15 protein-coding genes are annotated in these 20,715 nt (G+C 70.1%); 7 read left to right on the top strand and 8 right to left on the bottom strand.

What is annotated here, in order from left to right:
• Nucleotides 1–10 precede the first annotated feature (10 nt).
• From IE97_RS0117710 to IE97_RS0117690, 6 genes are all read right to left on the bottom strand, one after another.
• Complete coding sequence (locus tag IE97_RS0117710; protein ID WP_030240546.1) at nucleotides 11–1,423, bottom strand: RICIN domain-containing protein; 1,413 nt, start codon at nucleotides 1,421–1,423, stop codon at nucleotides 11–13.
• A 1-nt stretch (nucleotide 1,424) separates the two neighbouring features.
• The gene (locus IE97_RS0117705; protein ID WP_030240544.1) at nucleotides 1,425–2,498 is read right to left on the bottom strand and encodes a family 43 glycosylhydrolase; all 1,074 of its coding nucleotides are present in this window, start codon (nucleotides 2,496–2,498) and stop codon (nucleotides 1,425–1,427) included.
• A gap of 211 nt (nucleotides 2,499–2,709) precedes the next feature.
• Nucleotides 2,710–3,054: a hypothetical protein gene (locus tag IE97_RS0117700; protein WP_158708309.1), complete on the bottom strand. Its 345-nt coding sequence runs from the start codon at nucleotides 3,052–3,054 to the stop codon at nucleotides 2,710–2,712.
• 34 nt (nucleotides 3,055–3,088) lie between these two features.
• Nucleotides 3,089–7,525, bottom strand: coding sequence for a ricin-type beta-trefoil lectin domain protein (locus IE97_RS0117695; protein WP_234310785.1), 4,437 nt, complete (start codon nucleotides 7,523–7,525; stop codon nucleotides 3,089–3,091).
• A 642-nt stretch (nucleotides 7,526–8,167) separates the two neighbouring features.
• A complete protein-coding gene (locus IE97_RS40390; RefSeq protein ID WP_234310786.1) occupies nucleotides 8,168–8,548 on the bottom strand; it encodes a hypothetical protein in 381 nt (126 codons plus the stop codon).
• 9 nt (nucleotides 8,549–8,557) lie between these two features.
• Nucleotides 8,558–9,928, bottom strand: a complete 1,371-nt coding sequence (locus IE97_RS0117690; RefSeq protein ID WP_030240533.1) for an amino acid permease — start codon at nucleotides 9,926–9,928, stop codon at nucleotides 8,558–8,560.
• Between the two features lie 130 nt (nucleotides 9,929–10,058).
• Here IE97_RS0117690 and mmuM point away from each other — a divergent pair, with 130 nt between their 5' ends.
• A complete protein-coding gene (gene mmuM / locus IE97_RS0117685; protein ID WP_030240529.1) occupies nucleotides 10,059–10,970 on the top strand; it encodes a homocysteine S-methyltransferase in 912 nt (303 codons plus the stop codon).
• Nucleotides 10,971–11,154: 184 nt separating this feature from the next.
• Here mmuM and IE97_RS0117680 read toward each other — a convergent pair whose 3' ends face one another.
• Complete coding sequence (locus IE97_RS0117680; protein WP_051705021.1) at nucleotides 11,155–11,802, bottom strand: TetR/AcrR family transcriptional regulator; 648 nt, start codon at nucleotides 11,800–11,802, stop codon at nucleotides 11,155–11,157.
• Nucleotides 11,803–12,038: 236 nt separating this feature from the next.
• On the opposite strand from IE97_RS0117680, the gene IE97_RS0117675 reads away from it, so the two are divergent.
• Both IE97_RS0117675 and IE97_RS0117670 read left to right on the top strand, forming a co-directional pair.
• Complete coding sequence (locus tag IE97_RS0117675; protein WP_234310787.1) at nucleotides 12,039–13,625, top strand: MFS transporter; 1,587 nt, start codon at nucleotides 12,039–12,041, stop codon at nucleotides 13,623–13,625.
• Between the two features lie 184 nt (nucleotides 13,626–13,809).
• Nucleotides 13,810–15,438, top strand: a complete 1,629-nt coding sequence (locus tag IE97_RS0117670) for an IS200/IS605 family accessory protein TnpB-related protein (protein WP_030240521.1) — start codon at nucleotides 13,810–13,812, stop codon at nucleotides 15,436–15,438.
• Nucleotides 15,439–15,513: 75 nt separating this feature from the next.
• On the opposite strand, the gene IE97_RS0117665 is transcribed toward IE97_RS0117670, so the two are convergent.
• Nucleotides 15,514–17,118: a carboxylesterase/lipase family protein gene (locus tag IE97_RS0117665; protein ID WP_030240516.1), complete on the bottom strand. Its 1,605-nt coding sequence runs from the start codon at nucleotides 17,116–17,118 to the stop codon at nucleotides 15,514–15,516.
• A gap of 325 nt (nucleotides 17,119–17,443) precedes the next feature.
• Between IE97_RS0117665 and IE97_RS0117660 the strand changes: the two genes are divergently transcribed.
• The 4 genes from IE97_RS0117660 to IE97_RS0117645 all read left to right on the top strand — a co-directional run bounded on the left by IE97_RS0117660 (nucleotide 17,444) and on the right by IE97_RS0117645 (nucleotide 20,715).
• Entirely contained in the window at nucleotides 17,444–18,487 is a 1,044-nt protein-coding gene (locus tag IE97_RS0117660) for a LacI family DNA-binding transcriptional regulator (RefSeq protein WP_030240513.1), read from the top strand.
• A 75-nt stretch (nucleotides 18,488–18,562) separates the two neighbouring features.
• On the top strand, nucleotides 18,563–19,039 hold the full coding sequence (locus IE97_RS0117655; RefSeq protein WP_037844435.1) for a hypothetical protein: 477 nt from the start codon (nucleotides 18,563–18,565) through the stop codon (nucleotides 19,037–19,039).
• 233 nt (nucleotides 19,040–19,272) lie between these two features.
• Nucleotides 19,273–19,869: a TetR/AcrR family transcriptional regulator gene (locus tag IE97_RS0117650; protein WP_030240506.1), complete on the top strand. Its 597-nt coding sequence runs from the start codon at nucleotides 19,273–19,275 to the stop codon at nucleotides 19,867–19,869.
• A gap of 111 nt (nucleotides 19,870–19,980) precedes the next feature.
• On the top strand, nucleotides 19,981–20,715 hold the full coding sequence (locus IE97_RS0117645; protein ID WP_030240503.1) for an NADPH-dependent F420 reductase: 735 nt from the start codon (nucleotides 19,981–19,983) through the stop codon (nucleotides 20,713–20,715).

The raw sequence follows: 20,715 nt of genomic DNA, 5'->3' as shown, positions 1-20,715 counted from the left end.
GGTTACCGGATCATGTGCCGCGCGTCCACTGCTGGTTGGTCCCTCCGTTGCACGCATACGTGATGACCGCGGCGGAATTGGCGGTGGACGCGCCGTTCACGTCCAGGCACTCCCCGGTGGCACGCGATCTGACGTTCACGTACGAGCCGGTGGTGGTCAGCGACCACTGCTGGCTCGTCGCGGAGGCGTCGCAGTTCTCCTGCGTGACCGTGTTCGCGTTCTCCTGCACGCACAGGGAGCTGTTCCGGACCATCAGCTGGTAGTAGCCGCTTCCGACGGACTTGAACCAGTACCTCTGGTTGGTACCGCCGTTGCAGTCGTACTGCTTGAGCTGGGCGCCCGGCCAGAGCGACTGGCTCGTGACGTCCGCGCACTTTGAGGAGTGGCGGGCGATGAGCGTGTTGTACGTGGCGTTGGTCCCGCTGACGGTTCCGGCGGCGGTGTCGACGGTGACCTCCGGCGACCAGGACATGGACATCGTGGTCGAGCCCGAGAAAGTCAGCGGAAGCCACACGTACCGGGAGTCGTTGACGGTGCCGCCGAAGGAGTTGCCCCAGCGGTCGCCCATGTACAGGTACGAGGTACCCGAGGTGCCCTGCACGGGCAGGACGAACGCGGTCTGCGAGCCGTACGTCGTCGAGTCGCCGATGTTCTTCATGGCGGACCAGGGCCCGGCGAGGTTCGTGGCGGTGGCGTACTGCTGCTGGTTGGGGTTCCAGCCGGTGGCGCCGGAGGTCAGCATGAAGTACACGCCGTTGCGTTTGAACAGGGCGGGGGCCTCGCGGTGGCCGCCCGGCCAGGGGTTGGCGAGCAGGCTCGCGATGCCGGCGTAGTCGGCGGTGAGGCGGTAGATCTGGAGGTCGTAGTTCTCGCGGGCGGCGGAGACCATGTAGCCGGTGCCGTCGGTGTCGGTGAAGACCGTGATGTCCCGGGACATGTGCTGGCCGAGCGGACGGAAACTGCCCTTCCAGGTGTAGTCGCCGTCGACGGTGTCCGAGACGGCGACGGCGGCCCGGGCCTCGCTGTAGTCGGTGCCGTTCTCCTTGTGCATCCACATCACGAACGTGCCGGTGGCCGCGTTGTACATGACCTTCGGCCGCTCGATGTTGGCGGTCGCGAGCTCCGGATCACTGGCCTCGGTGAGGACGTGGTTGCGGAACTCCCAGTTCTTCAGGTCGGTCGAGCGGTAGGCGTCGACGTACCGGAAGGTGTTGTCGGCGTTGCGGTGCTCGCCGAACCAGTAGTAGTACGAGCCGACCTTGAGGACCCCGCCGCCGTGGGCGTGGACGGGGTTGCCCGAAGTGTCCTTGAACTGGGTGCCGTTGGTGATGGTCTGGGGTGCGGCCTGGGCCGGCCCGGCGGTGGCGAGCGCGCCGAACAGCCCGAGACACAGGGCGAGGAGGGTCGCGTACGCGCGTCTCATCTCAGCCCCCTGCCGGGGCGGTGTCGGCGACCGGTATGCCGAAGTCCGGGGTGCCGTCCGCCTTCCAGCCGAGCTTCTGGACGCGGGTGTGGCGGTTGGGGTCGTTCAGCGGGTCGCCGTTGATCTCCTTGTACTGGCGGGCGTGGTAGACGAGGACGTCGGTGCGGCCGTCCTCGGCGACCGTGAAGCAGTTGTGGCCGGGGCCGTACTGTTTGGTGGTGTCGTTGCTGGTGAAGACCGGCGTCGGTGACTTGGACCAGCTCATGGGGTCCAGGAGGTGGCTGTCGGCGTCGGCGGTCAGCAGGCCCATGCAGTAGTGGGAGTCGGTGGCGCTGGCCGAGTACGTCATGAACAGGCGGCCGTTGCGCTTGAGGACGTACGGGCCCTCGTTGACCTTGAAGCCGATGCACTCCCAGTCGTACTCCGGGGTGGAGAGCCGTACCTGAGGGCCCTTCAGGGTCCACGGGTTCGCCATCTCGGACAGGAAGATGCCGGTGTTGTTGTCCATGCCGGGCTCGTGCTGCGCCCAGGCCAGGTAGCGCTTGCCCCGGTGGGTGAAGGTCGTGGCGTCCAGGGAGAAGGTCTCCCAGGCCGTCTTGACCTGGCCCCGCTCCACCCAGGTGCCCTTGAAGGGGTTGGGGTGGGCGTTCTCCAGCACCCAGATGCGGATCGCCCAGACGTCCTCGGCGGGCGCGGAGGCGAAGTAGATGTACCACTTGCCGCCGATGCGGTGCAGTTCGGGCGCCCAGATGTGCGCGCCCATGTTCCCCGTGGGGTGGGCGCGCCAGATGACCGACTCGGCCGCCGTTCCCAGGCCGTTCAGCGTGCGGGAGCGGCGCAGGATGATGCGGTCGTACTCGGGGGCGGTGGCGGTGAAGTAGTAGAAGCCGTCCTTGTGCCGGTGGATGTGCGGGTCGGCCCGGTTGCGGACGAGCGGGTTGACGAGGGGGGCTGCTTTCGGGGGCGTGGCGGCCTGGGCGACGCCAGGGACCGCGGCCAGGGCGCCGGCGGCTGCGGCGCCCATCAACAGCGATCTGCGGCTGGGGACTTGGGGCAGAGCGGAATCGCGGCTCATGCGGCCTGCCTCTCGGTGGGGGAGACACACGACGCTGTCTGATATTTCGAACGCCATCTGTCATTACGAACGCCGAAAAGGTAAGGGTGTGCCGCGAGCAGGTCAACGGTTCGGACGGGACTGACGACTACTCGTGCCACCCGTGGGCGGAGGCCGCACGACCGCCGCCCGGGCAGGTCATGGGTGGGCCCTCACCATCCAGCGGACACGCTCAGTCGGTGAGCCAAGGCGAGAGGAGAGCGGAGAACTCCTCGTCGGAGATCTGGACGCCTCCCCAGCCGAACCGCTCCCACGCTTGCGCCCGCTGCAGAACAGGAAGCGGAACATCAAACGCCATACGGAACGCGGCAATGAATGAGATGACGCCGAACGCCGAACCCATCCTGTCCCTCGAAAGCAAGGCCAGTTCCACCGCACCGCGGCCTTCCGCGTGAGCCGCCCTCAGTTCGGCTGCTGTTTTCTCCAGATCATCCATATCGTACCTGGCTTTCCGTTCTGCCCCGAGCACTATTGCGGTGTGAGGACGGGGCTCGCTTCGCGTGAGCCCCGTCCTCACACGCTCATCGTCTCGCGAATCGCGCGGGCGACCTCTACGAGAAGATCACACCGACCTCGGTGTACTCACCCGGCATTCCTCGGAGTTCGATTATTTCTACGTTGGTGAACCCTGACTTCGACGACATCTTACCCGTGAACGTTCCCCGGAGTGCCGCTTCCTCGAGTGATGCGTATTCGCCACTGCGCACGGCCTTGTTGAAGGAATTCAGGTTGTCGCTGAGTTCTCCACCGTTCTGCCAGTACGCCTTCACTCCCTTGACCTTGTCGCCGAAGTGCGCAAGGGCGGCGTTGAACATTTCACCGCCACTCGGCGTACCCGGGCCCTTCTTGACGGCTATGGAGACGAGGCCGGCGTCATCGATGCCCGCAACGATTCCAAATCCGCTCGGGGCCACGTCGACGTAGTCCGGGCATCTGGCACTGCTGGCCGCGACGATCCGCTTCACACTGCCGTCGGCCGCCAGCGCGCGCATCTTGGACGGGGCCAGAGCCGTCGCACACGTTGCCCTCAGCCGCAGGAACTGCACCCTGCTGATTCCGGCGACGACCTCTTCCGACAGACCGAGGGAACGCAGCGCCTTGTAGGCGTTCGTGAAGCCGATGCCGGTCTTCGCGGCGGCGTCCACGGCCCTGACGGCGTCGGCGATGGGCCTGAGGACCTTGCCTGCGAACAGGCTCGCGACGTCCACGGCTGCCCAGGCGCATCCGCCCCAGCTTCCGTTCTCACCACCGGGGGTGAGCTTCTGGGCGCACTTGATCCAGCTTCCGAAGAGGATGTCGACCGGGTCGACGCTCTGCTGGTACTCGGCGATCGTGATGGTGTGGGTGACCTCCTGGGACAGCACCTTGGTCGTGTGCTGACCCAGGTACGCGGTCGCGCCGGCGGGGCAGGTGTACTTCGTCGGATCCAGGTCCTGCGCGGTGCACATGTACAGATCGACGATCGCCCTGTACCGGATCTTCGCGGTGACCGTGCAGTCGCCCCGGTAGAAGAGCTTGTCGAACCAGCCGTCGCAGCCCGCCGTCTTCTTGACGGTCTCGGGGTCGCCGACCTTCTCGATGTGGTCGATGACATAGAACATGCTGCCGATGGAGCCACCGGCCTCGTCGACGACGGTGCCGGTGTCGATCTGCTTCGCGTTCGCGGCCTTCTCGGCCCTGTCAGCCGCTTCCTGGGCTTCCTTGGCGTACCTCTCGGCGTCCTTGGCGGCCTGTTCGGCTTCGGTGGCGGCGGCGTCGGCGCGGTTGGCGGCTGCGCGGGCATCCTTGGCGGCCTGTTCGGCCGCGGCTGCCGCCTGGCGGGCTGCCTGAGCGTCGAGCGCCGCCTGGTCGGCGGAATCGCGGGCCTGCTTGGCGTAGCCCTCGGCGCGTCCGGCCGCCTGGTCCGCGGCTGCGGCGTCTTCGGTCGCCCGGCGGTCGTACTCGAGGGTGCGGGCAAGTGACGCCGACGCCGCCGACGCTGCCTTGGCGGCATCGGCTGCGTAGCCGAGGGCCTCCTTGGAGTACGTACGGGCGTTGGCGGCATGACCGGCAGCGTTGGCCGCGTACTGGTACGCGATCTTCGCGTCGCCCGTCGCCTGGTCGGCGAGGTTCTTGGCCGCGGCGGCCTCCGCCTGCGCGTTCTTCGCATGGGCGTCGGCGACGGCCTTCTGCTGGTCCGCGATCGACTTCGACGCCTGACCGGCCAACACGACCAGGCCGGCGGCCGAGTCGGTGGTGACGTACGGGGAGCCCAGCTGGATCGCGTCGTTGGCGGGCTTGGCGACCTGGGCGGCGGCGTTGCCCGCGTCGACGGCGGCCTGCGCGGTGACGTAGGCGAAGCCCGCGGCCTTCGCCGAAGCGGCCAGGGCCTTGGCAGCCTCCTTGCTCGCCGCATCCGCTTCGGACTTGGCGGTCTTGGCCAGTTTCTGCGCCTCGTTTGCCAGCTCGACGGCCGTCTTGGCCTCGGCGGAGGCGTGCTCGGACGCCTTGATGGCGTCGGCCACGGCGCTGGTCGCGGTCTTGACGGCGGCGTCGGCCTTCAGCTTGGCGGCCTGGGCGCCGTCCGCGTTGGAGCGCGCCCGCTTGGCTGCCGCCTCGGCGCGGGTGGCCGCGGCATCGGCCTCGGCCGCGGCCTTCGACGCGGCATCCGCCGCGGCACGCGCCCTGCCCGCGGCCGCCTCGGCATCATCCGCATGCCTGTCCGCTTCGTTGGCGGCGGCGCGCGCGGCGTCCGCCGCGTCACCGGCCTCCAGGGAGTCGGCGTAGGCGCCCTTCGCGTCGGCCTTGGCCCGGGCGACGTCGGCCTTCTGCTCGGCGTCCCAGGCGTCGTCTCGTTTGGCCTTGGCGTTGTCGCGGGCGGTGACCGCGTCGTCCTTCCGCGCGACTGCGGTCGCCTCGGCGGCCTCGGCCTTCTTCTTGGCCTCCTGCGCGTTCTCAGCCTCGGTCTGCGCGGTCTTCTTGTGCTGGTTGGCTTCGGCCTGCTTGGCCGCGGCTGTTTCCTTCTCCGCCTTGGCCGTCTTCTCCTCGGCCTCGGCCGCGAGCCGCTTCGCATGCGCGTCAGCGGCCGCCGCCTTCGCGTCGCCCTCCGCCTTCAGCGCGACGGCGAGCTTCGCCTCCGCGAGTTCCTTGTCCTTCTTCGCGTTGTCCCGGTGCAGCTTGGCCGCGTCAGCCGCCGCTTTCGCCTGCAGCTCGGCCTTGTGCGCGGCCTCCTTGCGGAACTCGGCGTTGACCTGCGCCGCCTGAGCCAGCGCGCGCTGCGCGATCGTCTCGCTGTCACCAGCGGAGGCGCGGGTGGCCGCTTCGGCGGTCTCACCGGCCTTCACCATCGCCGTCAGCGCGGCGACTATGCCCTTGGTGACCTGTGCCTTCTGCTGGCCCACGAGGAGACCACGCCCCCGCGGCGCACCAGCGGCATCCGCGATCCCGTACGCGGCCTGCTCGGCCGCATCCGACGCGGTGCCGGCCTTCTTGGCGTTCTCCAGCTGCGTCTTCAGAGCGGCCAGTTGCTTCTTCGCCGCCGCCTGGGTGCTGGTGACGCCCTTCTTCGCCTTGTCGAACTGCGCCTTGTCCGGATACGACAGGCTGTCCGTACCCTTGTGACCGGACGGCTTGATCAGGTACTTCTGCGAGGCGGCGTTCTTGCAGTCCCACAGCCGCGCGTCCGTGCTCTTGGTGAACGCGCTCAGATCCAGGCACTTGCCCGTGGACACGCTCTTCAGGGGCGAGGAGGCACGGACGTCGCCCTTCCACGACTGCCCCTCGGACTTGTAGCAGTCATGGATCTGGATCTTCGTGCCGTTCGCCGACTTGTTCCCGGCCACGTCCAGGCACTTCTGCGAGCCGACATTGCGCAGGTGGAGGTCGTCCTCGCTGCCCTCGAGCGTCCACTGCTGGGACGCGGCGCCGTTGCAGGTGTAGATCTGGACCGGCGTGCCGTTGGTCTTGCCGCCGCCCTGAACGTCCAGGCAGCTGCCCGCGGCGCCCGGCACCTCGATCGTCACATGGCTGTCACCGATCCAGCCCACTCCGCCCGCAGCCCAGTAGTCCTGCCAGCGTGCAAGGCGGTCGGCGATCCAGGAGTGCCCCAGCAGATCACCCAGCGTCTTCGCGCCTGAGGCGAGGGAGGTGGTGGCCTCCTTGCTCGCGGTCAGGAGCTGGTTGCGCTGGGGCGCCTGCGAGGCGACCTCCTGCTGCCACTCCTGCCCGGCCGTGGCGGAGATGTCGCCCAGGGCCTTGTTCGGGTCCATCGGGTCGCGCCACGCGCAGGACGCGAACCGGGTCTTCAGCTCCTCCACCGCGACCCGGTACTCAGCCGTCCCCGGCTGCGGCGCTGTGCGCGGGAAGCCACCAGCGCCCAGGAATATCCGGGCATTGTCCGCGCCCATCGGCTCCAGGGACCAAGCAGACAGATGCTCGAACCCGTCGTGTTCGGCCAGGTCCCGGTTCCAGTGGGGATTGTCGGCGGCCACCGGGTCCTTGCCGTACAGCGGCGTACCGAGATCCTTGACGGCCTTGACCGTCGCCTCGTCCGCCTTCGGCGTGGGGTCCTCGTAGAAGTCGCTGTCGTTCTTCCAGAACCGGTCGGCGACCCACTTCGTCAGACCGGTCTGGTCGTAGAAGTCCTTGTCGCCGACACTCGCTGACGTACCCGGCGGCCAGTGGAACCCCGCCACGGTGAAGCCACCCGGAGTCTCAAGACCGTCGAGCGGCTTCTTCCACGTCTCCATCAGGGCATGGAGATCGTCCAGCTCCCCTTCCGCGGCGGCCCGGTCCTTCTTGTACGCCTGAGCCAGCGGGGTGTCCTGCCAGTGCTGGCGGTCGGCCAGCTCATGCAGTCTGTCCGGCGGCTGGTTGAGACCGTCCTGCGCGGCGGCTGACATCGACGGCCCGCCCAGACGCAGCACGTCCGACATCAGGCACTGGTCCTGCCGCAGCTCCTCCGCGGCGGTTTCCTCGTACCAGTCGTAGTCGTTGCCCACCGTCGTCATGGGCGGTCCGGCGTTCCCGCTGACGGCGTCGGGCTGCACAGCCAGACCACCGAGAACAGCCAGGGCGGCGACGGAGGTGATGGCCGTCGTGAGAGGGGTGGATGATCGTGATCTGGGGTTGAACAACCCTGGTCTGAGGCGCAAGAGTGCATCCTTCACAGCGGACGTGGGCAGGCAGGGGTGACCGCCGGCAGAGGCGGTGGTGGAGGATGACGCGCGGGTCAGCCGGCCGTCCCGACACGGGTGCAGGACCGGCAGGCGACGCCGACCACTGCGGCGTTCACTGTGAGCCGGTATCGCGGCATGGCGATACATCCCTCCCCCGTGGCAGCACAGTCCCCCCGGCCGCCGAATGACGTGCGCGCGTCACGGCGGGGGCGGTCAGGACCCCTTGCGAGCGCGCGGCGTTCACCTTAGCCACAGGTCAACAGGGCTCGACAGGGGCTGACTTCGCAGATGTCGCCGGACCACGGAAAGCCGTTGCGCCGATTCTGATCACGCTGCACGTGCAAACACCGAGGTCATACCCAAGGTCACCTGTGTGGCAGATGTGAATGAAGAGTGAAGGCAAGGGTTGGTTTTCCGTCATAAATTGGCCGGATTGCATCGCACGCCGACCGGCCCTGCGACAAGGCGCCACGCTCACGCACAGGCCTGGACCCGACGGCCCGGCGGCCCGGCGGGTCCTCGGCTGGTGGCCCTACGCGCTGGGCCTCGCCCTCGCCGTGACCCTGGCCCTGGCGATGGCGACCAGGCGCGGCCGAGGCCGGACCGGTAGACGTAGGCCTCCCGGCGCCAGAAGTTCCAGTGGCGTGGGTCGTTGGAGGCCGACCAGCTGACGCTCGTCTCCTTCGTGCGCGTCAGCACCTTCAGTACGGCCGTGCGCCCGCCGCCGGTGACCTGCCACACTCCCGCCGTGACGCCGTTGAACGGGTTGTGGGTGAGCGGCTCGAACACCGCCCGGTCCACCGGGACTCCCAGCACCTCACGTACTTCGGCATGCGCAGCAGCGACCTCGGGCATCCGCCGATGCTATGCCGACGTCTCCGCCCTGTCCTTGCGTCCCCGCAGCCACACGTACACCGGGATGCCGGCGAACAGGAAGAGGACTCCCTGGTAGACGGCCGCGTACCCGGCGCCCGCGATCAGCCAGAACGAGAAGGCGAAGGAGAGGACCGCGACGATCAGGTCGCGGGCGAGGCCTGCCGGGCGGACTCGGTCGCGGGTGCCGCGGGCCAGCCAGTACAACTGGGCGGCGGCCGACAGCAGGTACGGCACGCAGCCGGTGAACGTGGTGATCAGGACGAGGACACGGAACGTGGTGTCCGGGCCCGCGGTGTAGTTGAGGGCGATGAGCAGCGTGCCGAGGAAGGCGCAGGCCCAGACGCCGAAGCCGGGGACGCCGCCCTTTCCGACACGGGCGAACGGGGCCGGGAAGAGGCCGTCGCGGGCGGCGGCGTACGGCATCTGCGCCGCCATGAGGATCCAGCCGTTGAGGCAGCCGGTGATCGAGGCGACGGCGACCAGGGCGATGGCGGTGCCGCCCCAGCCGCCGCCGGTGATCGTGTTCACGGCGTCGGCGAAGGGGGCGCCCGAGTCGACGAGCCGGTCGTGCGGGACCAGGCCGAACACGGCGACGGTGCCGAGGATGTAGACCAGGGCCGAGGCCAGCGTGCCGAGGACGCTCGCCCGGCCGACCGTACGCTCCGGGTCCCGGACCTCGCCCGCGCTGACCGCGGCCGACTCGACCCCGAGGAAGCTGTACAGCAGCAGCGCGGCGGAGGCCGCCAGCGCGCCGGAGACGCTCTGGCCGGAGGCGTTGAACGGGCCGAAGTTGTCGGTGTCGACGAAGAACAGGCCGACCGTGGCGAGCAGGAGCAGCGGGACGAACTTCAGGATCGTCGAGACGACCTGCACCGCGCCCACCCACCGCGTGCCGGCGAAGTTCGCCGCGGCGGGCAGCCACAGGGCGGCCAGGGCCACGGCGGCCTGGAGGACGTGGTCGCCGTGCAGGGGTATCAGGACGTCGACGTAGCCGACGACCGCGACGGCCAGGGCGGCGATGCTGACCCAGCACATCGTCCAGTACGACCATGCGGACAGGAACCCGGCGAACTCGCCGAAGGCGTCGCGCGGATAGACGTACAGGCCGCCGGTGACCGGGCTGCGCCGGGCCAGCCTGCCGAAGAGCAGCGCGAGCCCGACCGCTCCGACCGACAGCACGAGGAAGGCGAGCAGGCTGATCGTGCCGTAGGGGGCGACGGTCGCGGGCAGGGCGAAGATGCCGCCGCCGATGATGTTGCCCATGACGAGGGCCGTGGCGGCGGCGAGGCCGAAGGTGCGGCGGGGAGCGGGCGCCGCGGCAGGAGCGGTGGCCGGCTCGGCTGGGCTGGGGACGGTCATGAGCGTTCCTGTACGAGCGGAGGGGGGAGGCCGTGATCGTAACCCGCTGTCCCATATGCTGGTCGACCTGTTCATGTAATGGACACAATCGGCTGGGGCGAGCCGCCGGGTCTGGACTACCGTCGTCTTCATGACCAGCACCATCACCCTCGCCGAAGCCCTCGCCACCGGGACGGTCGTCCTCGACGGCGGCCTGTCCAACCAACTCGAGTCCGCCGGGCACGACCTGAGCGACGAACTGTGGTCGGCACGGCTGCTCGCCGAGCGGCCGGAGGCGATCACCGAGGCGCACCTGGCCTACTTCCGGGCGGGCGCGGACGTGGCGATCACGTCCAGCTACCAGGCCACGTTCGAGGGCTTCGCCAAGCGCGGCATCGACCACGACCGGGCGGCCGAACTGATGGCCTTGAGCGTGGAGTTGGCTCGGGAGGCCGCACGTCGGGCACGTGCCGCCCGCCCTCTGTGGGTGGCGGCCTCGGCCGGTCCCTACGGGGCGATGCTCGCGGACGGCTCGGAGTACCGGGGCCGGTACGGGCTGTCGGTGGACGAGCTGGAGCGTTTCCACCGCCCGCGGCTGGAGGTGCTGGCCGCGGCGCGCCCCGACGTCCTCGCCCTGGAGACGGTCCCGGACGCCGACGAGGCCACGGCCCTGCTGCGGGCGGTGCGCGGGCTGGGGGTGCCGGCCTGGCTGACGTACTCCGTCGCCGACGGCCGTACGCGGGCCGGCCAGCCGCTGGAGGAGGCCTTCGGCCTGGCCGCCGACGCGGACGAGGTGATCGCGGTCGGCGTGAACTGCTGCGCGCCCGAAGACGTGGACGCCGCCGTGGCGACCGCGGCCCGGGTCACCGGCAAGCCGGTCGTCGTCTACCCCAACAGCGGCGAGACCTGGAACGCCGAGGCTCGCGCCTGGACCGGACACTCCTCCTTCGCCCCCGACCAGGTGAAGGGCTGGCAGCAGGCGGGGGCCCGGCTGATCGGCGGTTGCTGCCGGGTGGGTCCGGAGGCGATCTCGGGGATCGCGGGGACGCTGGGGGCGGCGTAGGGCGATCCCGGGGAGTCCCGGACTCCCCCGTGGCCAACGCCGGGTGGTGCTGTTCCTCGGCGGCCGTGCGGACCACACCACGACCCCGGGCCACGAACGCGGCTGTCTCGCCGCCGAGGAACTTGGCCGCCTGGCCCTCCGCACGTTCCTGGAACGCACCCCGGGCGCCCCGGACGAACGCCTGCTACACCTGCGACGCCGGAACGCCACGCCCGTGCGGGGAGTACGACAGGACGCCGGTGAGGACGATCCTGAGGACCTCGCGCAGTTCGATGTGGAGCGGTGCGCGTCCGTCCGGGTCCTGCGACCAGCGGTAGAGCAGGCCGAGGTAGGAGTCACGGAGGATGTTGCCGACCCTCATCGGGTCGATGTCGAAGGCCACTTCGCCGCGCTGACGCCCGGCTTCGATGACGTCGGCGAAGACCTGGCCCGCGTAGGGCTCCTCGAGGAGGGGCTGCCCGGCCTTCACCCAGGCCTGGAGCATGGCAACGGTGATCTCGCGCTCGGACTCGTTGAACTCCGCCAGCGCCGCCATGCACCTCTCCAGGTGCACCGTCACATCGTCGTTCCGGGATGCCATCGACTCTTCCATGCACAACTGCAGTCGCCGCTTCCGGGCGTCGGCCCAAGCGGTGACCAGGTCTTCCTTGCGCTGGAAGTAGTTGAAGAAGGTGCCCCGGGCCACGTCGGCGTGCTCGGCGATCTGGTCGATCGTGGTGCGGTCGTACCCCTGCTCGGCGAACAGGGTCAGGGCAGACGTGTAGATGCGATCCCGCACCCGCTGCTTGCTGCGCTCTCTGCGCCCGAGGGGGCGGGCGGGTTCAGATGCCATGCGCTTCGCTTCCTCGCCTTCTCACGTCATCGTGCTGCCCTCCGGGCGAATTGATTGTACCACGGTACATCAATAGGTCAGGCCCCGCACTGCCCTCACGGAAAAGTCGCCTGCAAGAGCGGTCCGCACCGCTCAGTGCACCCCACGGCGTGAGTAGAAAAATGAGCTACAGTCCATCAATGAACTGCTACACATGAAAGTGCCTGCCCAGTACCCCAACTCCTCGATAGGTTCCGATGCCCCAGTCACTTGTCGATTCCGACCTGGCCCCACCCGGGACGCGAGACCGGGCCACGCCCGAGGGACGCAAGGCCGTCGGCCCCACGCGCGTGTTGGTGGCCATCGCTCTGGCCGCCGTGATGCTGCCCATCTCCGTCACCGGGCCGGGAGTCGCCCTCGCCGACATGTCCGGCGCGCTGCACGCCTCGGCCGCTTCCACCCAGTGGGTGCTGAACGCCTACAACGTGGCGTTCACCGCCTTCATGCTCGCGGCCGGTTCCGCCGCCGACCTCTTCGGGCGCCGTCGGCTGTTCCTGAGCGGCACGGCCGTCTTCGCGCTGGCCTCGCTCGTCGCGGGCACCGCTCCCACCATCCTGCTCGTGGACCTGGCGCGGTTCGTTCAGGGCATGGGCGCGGCAGCGGTGCTGACCAGCGGTTCCGCGCTGCTCGCCCACACGTTCAGCGGGGCCGCCCGGGCCAGGGCCTTCGGCATCTTCGGCGCCTCGATCGGCTTCGGCCTGGCGATGGGGCCGTTCGTGTCCGGGCTGCTGGTGGGTGTGGCGTCCTGGCACGCCGTGTTCCTGGTCAACGTCCTGCTCGGTGCGGTCGTACTCGTCCTGGCCCGGCCGCTCCCCGAGTCGAAGAACCCCGGTGCGCGGCGCATCGACCTGCCCGGCGTGCTGACCTTCACCCTGGCCCTGATGCTGCTCGCGCTCGGCTTCGTCGAGGGGCCCTCACAGGGCTGGGGCGGAGTCGTCACGCTCGGCTCCTTCGCCGGCGCGGCGGTGTTCCTCGCCCTGTTCGTCGTGGTCGAACTGCGCGTCGCCGAGCCGATGTTCGACCTGAGCCTGCTGCGGCGCCCCACGTTCGTCGCCATCATCTGGCAGCCGGTGAGCATCGTCTTCGCGTTCGCGGCCCTCCTCGTCTACCTGCCGCCCTACTTCCAGGGCGCGGGCGGCGCGGGGTCGACGATGTCCGGTGCGATGCTGCTGCCGCTGACGCTGCCCGTCTTCGTCCTGCCGCTCTTCACCGGCGCGCTGGTGCGGTTGCTGTCCGTTCGGCTGCTGCTGGCCGTCGGACCGGCGGTGCTGGCCGTCGCGCTGCTGCTGATGACGTTCACCGACCCGCTGTCGTCGCGCACCGGGCTGTACGCGGCGCTGCTGCTGGCCGGTACCGGCATCGGTCTCGCCTTCGGCGTCATGGACAACGCGGCGGTCAGCGTGGTGCCGCCCGAGCGCAGCGGGATGGCGTCGGGCATGTTCAACACGCTCCGGGTCGCCGGTGAGACGATCGGCGTGGCGTGTGTGGGCGGGCTGCTGCTCACCTCGACCCGTCGGCAGTTGTCCGCGGACGGCGGCGGGACGGCCGGCGGAGGCACGGCCAGTGGGGCGATGGCCGACGACGTGGTCCAGGGCCGTCTGGGTTCCGTACGCGCGAGCGGCGGGGAGGACCTGGTCAACCGGGCGGTGCAGGGGCTCCAGCACGGCTGGAGCGTCGTCTACGTGGTACTGGCCTGCGTGGCCCTCGCCGGGGCGATCGCCATCTTCACCATGGTCCGCGACCGTGACCTCGACCAGTCCTCCACGGCTCAGGAGGGGTTGTGAGCTGCTGGCGGTTGAGTGTGCACGGGCATGTTCGAGCGCGCATGAGTGAGTGCCCCTGTTGCGGGTCGTGCTGCCTTGACCGGCGGGAACGAAGGTTCCTTGGTCGAATGGGTGACCTCTGCTGGTGGTGGTCGTTGAGACGTGCTGAGGGATGGGGCGGCCGGCCGGGGCGGGGGTGAGGGGATTGGGTGGGTCGCGGGAGGTGGGGGCGCCGTTCGTGGTGCCCGGCCCTTCGGGGGTTGCGGTCCGTGACCGGCTCAAGCGCCTGAGCGCCGAGGACGAGCGGGTGCTGCGTCTGGTCGGTGATCATCTGGGCGGGCTGGCTTCGCGGGATCTGAAGGCGCGGTGCGCGGCGGCGCTGGAGCACGACGCTGAGCTGTGGGCCGAGCGTAAGCGGGCTCTGACGGTGGAGTCCTCCTCCCGCTGGGCGGGCAGCATCACGAAGGCCACGCATGATCAGTGGGCGCTGGCCCGGCGCAGCCAGCTCGCGCACATCCAGAGCCTGGATGCGAGTGTGCGCACGATCGCGCACCGGCTGTCGCTGCCGGTCGGTGAGGCGGGCAGCAAGCGGGCTCCGGGCGGCTACCGCAGCAGGCGGGAGTGGTTCGCCAAGACGCGTCGGCTGCGCGTGCTCGAAGACCGGCTCCACACTGCCCGGGCGGAGTGGGAGGCCGGACGCGTGGGTGTGGTGCGTGGCGGGAAGCGGCTGCTGAGCACCCGCCACCACCTGCAGACTGCCGCGCTGAGCGAGGAGCAGTGGCGTGCGCGGTGGCGGGCCGGGCGCCGGTTCCTGTCGGCGGACGGCGAGTCGGGCAAGCGGTTCGGCAACGAGACCATCCGTGTCACCCCTGAGGGCGAGGTGTCGATCAAGCTTCCCGCCCCGCTGGCGCATCTGGCCAACGCCCCGCACGGCCGGTACGTGCTCGCCTGCCGGGTGGCGTTCGCGCACCGGGGTGAGCAGTGGGCCGACCGCATCCAGGCCAACCGGGCCGTCGCCTACCGCATCCACGAAGACACCAGCCGCGGCCGCTGGTACCTGGCCGCGTCGTGGACGCTTCCCGTAGTGAAGGCGGTGCCGCTGGCCGCGGCCCGCGCGAACGGGCTGATCGGTGTGGACACCAACGCCGACCACCTGGCCGCCTGGCGCCTGGACACGCACGGCAACCCCGTCGGCCAGCCCCTCCGCTTCCCCTTCGACCTGACCGGCACCGCACAGCATCGCGACGCCCAGATCCGCCACGCCTTGATCCGCCTGCTGCACTACGCCCAGCGCCACCACCTCGCCATCGCGATTGAAGACCTCGACTTCACCGCCGAGAAGACTCGCGAGAAGCACGGCCGCCGCAAGAAGTTCCGCAACCTGATCTCCGGCATGCCGGTGGCGAGACTGCGGGCCCGGCTGGTGTCCATGGCGGCCGAACTCGGCATCACCGTCGTCGCCGTCGACCCCGCCTACACCTCCCGCTGGGGCGCCCAGCACTGGCAGAAACCCCTCACCACCGCCAAGCGCACCACCACCCGCCACGACGCGGCCGCCGTGGCGATCGGCAGGCGCGCCCTGGGACACTCGATCCGGCGACGGACGGCACCGCCCCCTGCTCACCGGAGTGATGAGCAGGGGCATCGGACCGCCCAGGCCGGATCCGGTTTCCCGGGGCGTGAGGAACCCCGCCCCCGCATCCCCGGACCACGGACACGATCCGTGCGCGCCGGACGCGGAGCGAACGCGGGCAACCAGGACACCCAACACCGTTCGGGGCGTCCGGCTGAGCATGAGCCCTGGCAACAGGACTCACTCCCGCTCAGTCTCTAGGAACGGTGAGCCTCCGCCTCCCACTCCCCCGGGGACCCGTACCGCTCCTCACACGGAAGGGGAATGCCACGCATCTCAGTGGCGACGCAGCGCCCCGGAGCGGCGGAGTCGTCCTACGGCTGAGCGCAGTTCCGCTCTGCGGGTGGGCGAGACGTCGGTGGGGAGCGACGCGGAGCTGGGCTCCGCGGGCGTGGCGGCGTCGGTCTCCCAGAGGGCGAGTTCGCGGTCCCGGGGGCCGTACGCCGTGTAGGCGACCGTGTCCCGGGCCTCGGGTGCGCGGTCGCCGAAGATCCTTACCGGGTGGGCCGCGTTCCATCGTTCCCAGCCCGGGTCACCCTCGGTGGCGAACCGAACCCAGGCGGCGTGCATGGCGTCCGCCAGTTCCTGCGGGGCGCCCTCCCCGGCCAGTTTCCGTGACTCGGGGGTTTCCCCGGTGTCGAAGACGAAGCCGAGTTCCAGCGCGTGGCAGGCGCCGAGGCCGGGGAGGTTCGAGGGCCAGGCGAACTCGTAGACGTACGACGGCTCCTGGCGGGCGTCGGCCAGGTGGTGCAGGGGGATGCGGAGCAGGTGGTCGGTGACGAGCTGGCCGATGATCTCCGCCGTGCCTGCCTCGGGATGCAGGGCCCGGTAGCCGCGCGGCACCTCACTGCCGCAGCGGCAGCGGGCCATGGCCCCCGCGAGGGCCACGGCTCCCAGGCGGTCGACGCGCTCCAGGAGGCCGCCCGGGACCAGCCACAGCCGGTACTCGTCGCGGGTCCAGCCCGTGAGCAGCTCGACTCCGGCGGCCGCGCCGCCCTCGGTGAGGGCCTCCAGGGGGTCGCGGGGGACGACGTCACCGTCGATGACGATGCCGAAGGCGGGGCCGCCGACGACCGGGCTGCTCAGCCGGCCCACCTCGGCCTGGGTGCGCAGCAGCAGCTCGCGGTCGACGGCGGCGAAGGCCTCGGCGGTGGCCGGGATCTTCAGCCGGGTGGCCATCCGGCGCACCATCCGCCGGACCTTGGCCCGCTCGGACACTTCGGGCGGCCCGCTCTGCAGGACCGCCCGGCGAACCAGCCCCTGGCTCTGCGGTGCGGCGATGAGGGCCCCGACGCTGATCGCCCCGGCGGACTGGCCGGCGAGGGTGATGCGGCCGGGGTCGCCGCCGAAGGCCTCGATCGCCTCGTGCACCCAGGTCAGGGCGGCGATCTGGTCCCGTAGGCCGGGGTTCGGGGGCGTGTCCGGGAACAGGCCGTAGCCTTCGACGCCGAGCCGGTAGTTGACCGAGACGCAGACGACGCCGTCGCGGGCGAAGGCGTTGCCGTCGTAGACGGGGACGGCGGAGGATCCCCTGGTCAGGGCGCCGCCGTGCAGCCACACGAGGACGGGGAGGCGGGCTCCGGGGGCCGGGTCAGGGGTCCAGACGTTGAGGTTGAGGCAGTCGTCGCCGGGGATCACCGGGTCCGAGAGGTAGTACGCGAACGCGTCGGAGTACGGGGGCTTCGGCGAGGTGGGCCCGAAGTCACCGGCCTCGCGGACGCCTTCCCAGGGCGGCACGGGCACGGGCGGCCGGAAGCGGCGGGGGCCGAAGGGGGGTGCCGCGTAGGGAACGCCACGGAAGACCGCGACGCCGCGTTCGTAGCGGCCCCGTACGGCGCCGAAGGGCGTGCTCACCACGGGATCTGCCTGGACTGCTGTCATACGTCCACCACCCTCCTCACCGCGCTCGCGCACCGTGAAGATCAGAGCAACTCATTGTGGCGCGGTATTCCGGCGCACGAGCGAGTGAGGGGGCTGTTCGGCGTATTCGGCACTCGCTGCACTTGGTCACTCGCTGTACTTGTTGTTCGGGGTTTCGAAAGTTTTGACCTGAACGAAGCAGCGAATTTCATTTACCTACCCGCCGTCCTGTGCCCGCACTTACAGTAGGAAGCGCTTTCTGCCCGGTCGGGCTCCGGACCGCCGTGAGCAGCGCTGGTCGAAACTTTCCACGGCCCTCGGGCGGGCCGGAGAGGTGGGTTCTTCGATGGTCCGTACGGCGAGTGCGAGCGCGGCTGCCGGTCCGACGCTGGCGGTCGTGGCCCGCGAGGCGGGGGTGTCGGTACCGACCGCGTCCAAGGTGGTCAACGGCCGCGAGGACGTGGCGCCGGAGACCCGCCGCCGCGTCACCGAGGCACTCGACCGGCTCGGTTACGTGCGCAGACCCCGCTTCGACGCGAGCAAGGCACCCCGGCTGGTCGACCTGGTCGTGCACTCGCTGGAAAGCTCCTGGTCCGGTGCGGTGCTGCACGGGGTGGAGGAGGCGGCGCACGACGCGGGGCTGGAGGTCGTGGTGTCGGCGGCCCTGACCCGTACCCGGGCCGGCCGGCCGGAGCGCGGCTGGCTGGACAAGCTGGTCGCCCGGGGCTCGTCCGGTGTCCTGTTCAACCTGGCCGAGCTGAGCGACTCCCAGTACGCCTGGCTGGAGCAGCACCGCATCCCGTTCGTGATGATCGACCCGGTCCAGGAGCCACCGGAGGGCGTGGCATCGGTGGGCGCGGCGAACTGGCAGGGCGGTCTGACGGCCACCGAGCACCTGCTGTCGCTGGGGCACGAGCGCATCGCCGTCATAGCCGGACACCGGCGCACGATGTGCAGCAGTGCCCGGGTCGCCGGTTACCGCTCGGCGCTCGTGTCGGCCGGCTTCCGGCACCGCGCCGAGTACGTCCGGCACGCCGGCTTCGACGAGAGCCAGGCCCGCCGCCGCATGCTGGAACTGCTCGACCTTCCGGAGCCGCCGACGGCCGTGTTCGTCTGCTCGGACCGGATGGCGCTCGGGGTGTACGAAGCCCTGGCCGAGCGGGGGTTGAAGGTCCCGGACGATGTCAGCGTGGTCGGCTTCGACGACCTGCCCGAGGCCCGCTGGGCCTCCCCCGCCCTGACCACGGTCCGCCAGCCGCTGTCGGAGATGGCGGCGACGGCACTGCGCTCGCTGCTGCGCATGATGGACGGCCACCGCCCGGAGAGCACGCGGACGGAGTTGTCGACGCGGCTGGTGGAACGGGCGAGTACGGCGGCGCGGCGGGTGTAGGGCGGCGTCCCCCTCGTCGGGCGCGGCACCAACGGGACAGCCCTCAGCTCAGACCCCTTCGGCAGAATGAGCCACATGGCCACAGACGGAGACGCAGCGTTCACACTACCGCGAGGCGCCACGGGCTTCTTCCGACTGAAGGACGGGCCGATACCGGAAACCGGCCAGCGGACGTTCCGGACAGCCCTGTATGCGGCCGCACGGGCGGCCGAAGGCCATGCGGGCGAGATAGAGGAACAGACGTACCCTCGCACGTTCCACACGGCAACGGTCACCAAGGGCACCGGCGAGTGGGTGATCCTGTGTCACGCCAACTACCCCTGGATCGCGTTCGCCCGGGAACGCCGGGAGTGGTACACCGAGGAGTTCCTCGCACCGCCACCGTGGGCCCACGCCTTCACCGACGCGGGATTCGCAGTACTTGATCACGCACAGCTCACCCTGCCGCTCACGGACATCGACACCACGGTCCTGACCAAAGGCGAGTGGCGCGAGATTCGGCTCTACGGCGTCACCACGTTGGGCGGAGTGCTTTTCAACGCGTGGGACTGACGCGCAAGCACGAGTCCCCGCTCGGGGCCGGGACGGGGGACACGCGTCGAGATCACCGTCCGGCGCCCCCCTGCACATGAACTTCCCGGGCACAGGACCTTCCCGGGCACGGACCCTGACGCCGGGAGACAGGTCCGCGGTTTGACCGGAGGCCGCCTCCGCTTTACGCTCGAGTCGATGCGGAGGCTTCCTCCGTTTCAGGGGTCGCAGGATCGCACGAGCCGGGAGGACGCATGGGTGCCAAGGAGCCGCAGGGGCGTCGGCCTCGCGCGGATGTCCAGCGCAACCGTGCAGCACTCCTGGAAGCGGCCCAGCATCACTTCCTGCGTCACGGCGTCGGCGCGTCGCTGGAGGCGGTGGCCAAGGCGGCCGGCGTCGGGCCCGGCACGCTGTACCGGCACTTTCCCACCCGGGAGGCGCTGCTGGCGGCCGTACTGCAGACGCGCTCCGAGGAGTTGATGGCCCGCAGGGAGGACATCGCCAGACTCGGCGACGCCGCCGAGGCGCTGGCGCAGTGGCTGCGGGCGTTGGAGGAGTACTTCAGCGCCTTCAGCGGGCTGCCGGAACCGCTCATGGCCGCAGCCCGGGCGCATGAGCCGGACAATCCGCTCACCGTTCCCTGCGACACTCTCACCGCCACCACCGACGAGTACGTGCGGGCCGCTCAGCTCACGGGACACGTGCGCCCGTCGGTGAAGGGGTACGACCTGTTCCTCGCCGCTTGTTCCGTGGCCTGGATCAAGGGGACCGGCGCCACCGACGAGCAGTCGCTCGACCGTCTCCGGATGCTCATCGAAAGCGGATACCGCAAGCGGGACGACGAGGGGTAGTCCGTCAGGACACCCCGTCGTGGCCGGGCGGCCGACGGCCGGCCGCCCCATTCGCACATCGATCATCACGTTGCCACCCTCAGGCCAGTGCGGCCTTCGAAAGGACAAATCATGAAAATTTCTATTATTGGCGCCGGGGCGATCGGGGGGAATCTCGCCCGTAAGCTCAGCGCGGCCGGTCACGACGTCCAGGTGGCAGGCGCCCGGGGCCCCGAGGCCGTCCCGGACAACGTGCTGGAGTTCGGAGCCCGCGCCACGGCCCTTGAGGCCGCCGTTCAGGACAGGGAAGTGGTCATCCTGTCCATACCGTTCGACCGGGTCCCGGAACTGGCAGGCCTGCTCGCCTCCGTGCCCGCCGAAACGGTGGTCATCGACACCTCCAACTACTACCCGCACCTCAACGGCCGCATCGAGGCGGTGGACAACGGCCAGGTGGAAAGCCAGTGGATCGCCGAGCAGTTGGGGCGGCCCGTGGTCAAGGCGTGGAACGCCGCCCTGGCCGAAACCCAGCGGACCAAGGGCGTTCCGGCGGGCACCCCGGGCCGCATCGCCATCCCGGTCGCCGCCGACTCGGACGAGGCACGGCGTGTGGCCATGCGCCTCGTGGACGACACCGGCTTCGACCCCTACGACGCAGGCGCGCTGGCCGACTCCTGGCGCCAGCAGCCCATGGGCCCCGCCTACTGCACCGAACTGACCCTCGACGAGCTGCCGGCGGCCCTGGCCGCGGCGGACCGCGTCAAGGACACGCAGGTCCGCGACAGCATGCCGGAACGTATTGCCGCCCTCCCGGCCCACCCCTCACTCGAGGACATCGTCGAGATGAACCGCGCCGCTCACCGCTGA

It is taken from the genome of Streptomyces sp. NRRL S-455 (assembly GCF_000717875.1).
Taxonomy (GTDB): Bacteria; Actinomycetota; Actinomycetes; order Streptomycetales; family Streptomycetaceae; genus Streptomyces.
The sequence above is the reverse complement of the archived record's forward strand: the minus strand, read 5'-3'. Positions and strand labels throughout refer to the sequence as shown.

Coding starts and splice junctions, on each gene's coding strand:
- IE97_RS0117655 (WP_037844435.1), top strand. CDS start 18,563: ATGGCCACAGACGGAGACGCAGCGTTCACACTACCGCGAGGCGCCACG.
- IE97_RS0117690 (WP_030240533.1), bottom strand. CDS start 9,928: ATGACCGTCCCCAGCCCAGCCGAGCCGGCCACCGCTCCTGCCGCGGCG.
- IE97_RS0117705 (WP_030240544.1), bottom strand. CDS start 2,498: ATGAGCCGCGATTCCGCTCTGCCCCAAGTCCCCAGCCGCAGATCGCTG.
- IE97_RS0117650 (WP_030240506.1), top strand. CDS start 19,273: ATGGGTGCCAAGGAGCCGCAGGGGCGTCGGCCTCGCGCGGATGTCCAG.
- IE97_RS0117695 (WP_234310785.1), bottom strand. CDS start 7,525: ATGACGACGGTGGGCAACGACTACGACTGGTACGAGGAAACCGCCGCG.
- IE97_RS0117665 (WP_030240516.1), bottom strand. CDS start 17,118: ATGACAGCAGTCCAGGCAGATCCCGTGGTGAGCACGCCCTTCGGCGCC.
- IE97_RS0117680 (WP_051705021.1), bottom strand. CDS start 11,802: ATGGCATCTGAACCCGCCCGCCCCCTCGGGCGCAGAGAGCGCAGCAAG.
- IE97_RS0117675 (WP_234310787.1), top strand. CDS start 12,039: ATGCCCCAGTCACTTGTCGATTCCGACCTGGCCCCACCCGGGACGCGA.
- IE97_RS40390 (WP_234310786.1), bottom strand. CDS start 8,548: ATGCCCGAGGTCGCTGCTGCGCATGCCGAAGTACGTGAGGTGCTGGGA.
- mmuM (WP_030240529.1), top strand. CDS start 10,059: ATGACCAGCACCATCACCCTCGCCGAAGCCCTCGCCACCGGGACGGTC.
- IE97_RS0117645 (WP_030240503.1), top strand. CDS start 19,981: ATGAAAATTTCTATTATTGGCGCCGGGGCGATCGGGGGGAATCTCGCC.
- IE97_RS0117710 (WP_030240546.1), bottom strand. CDS start 1,423: ATGAGACGCGCGTACGCGACCCTCCTCGCCCTGTGTCTCGGGCTGTTC.
- IE97_RS0117660 (WP_030240513.1), top strand. CDS start 17,444: ATGGTCCGTACGGCGAGTGCGAGCGCGGCTGCCGGTCCGACGCTGGCG.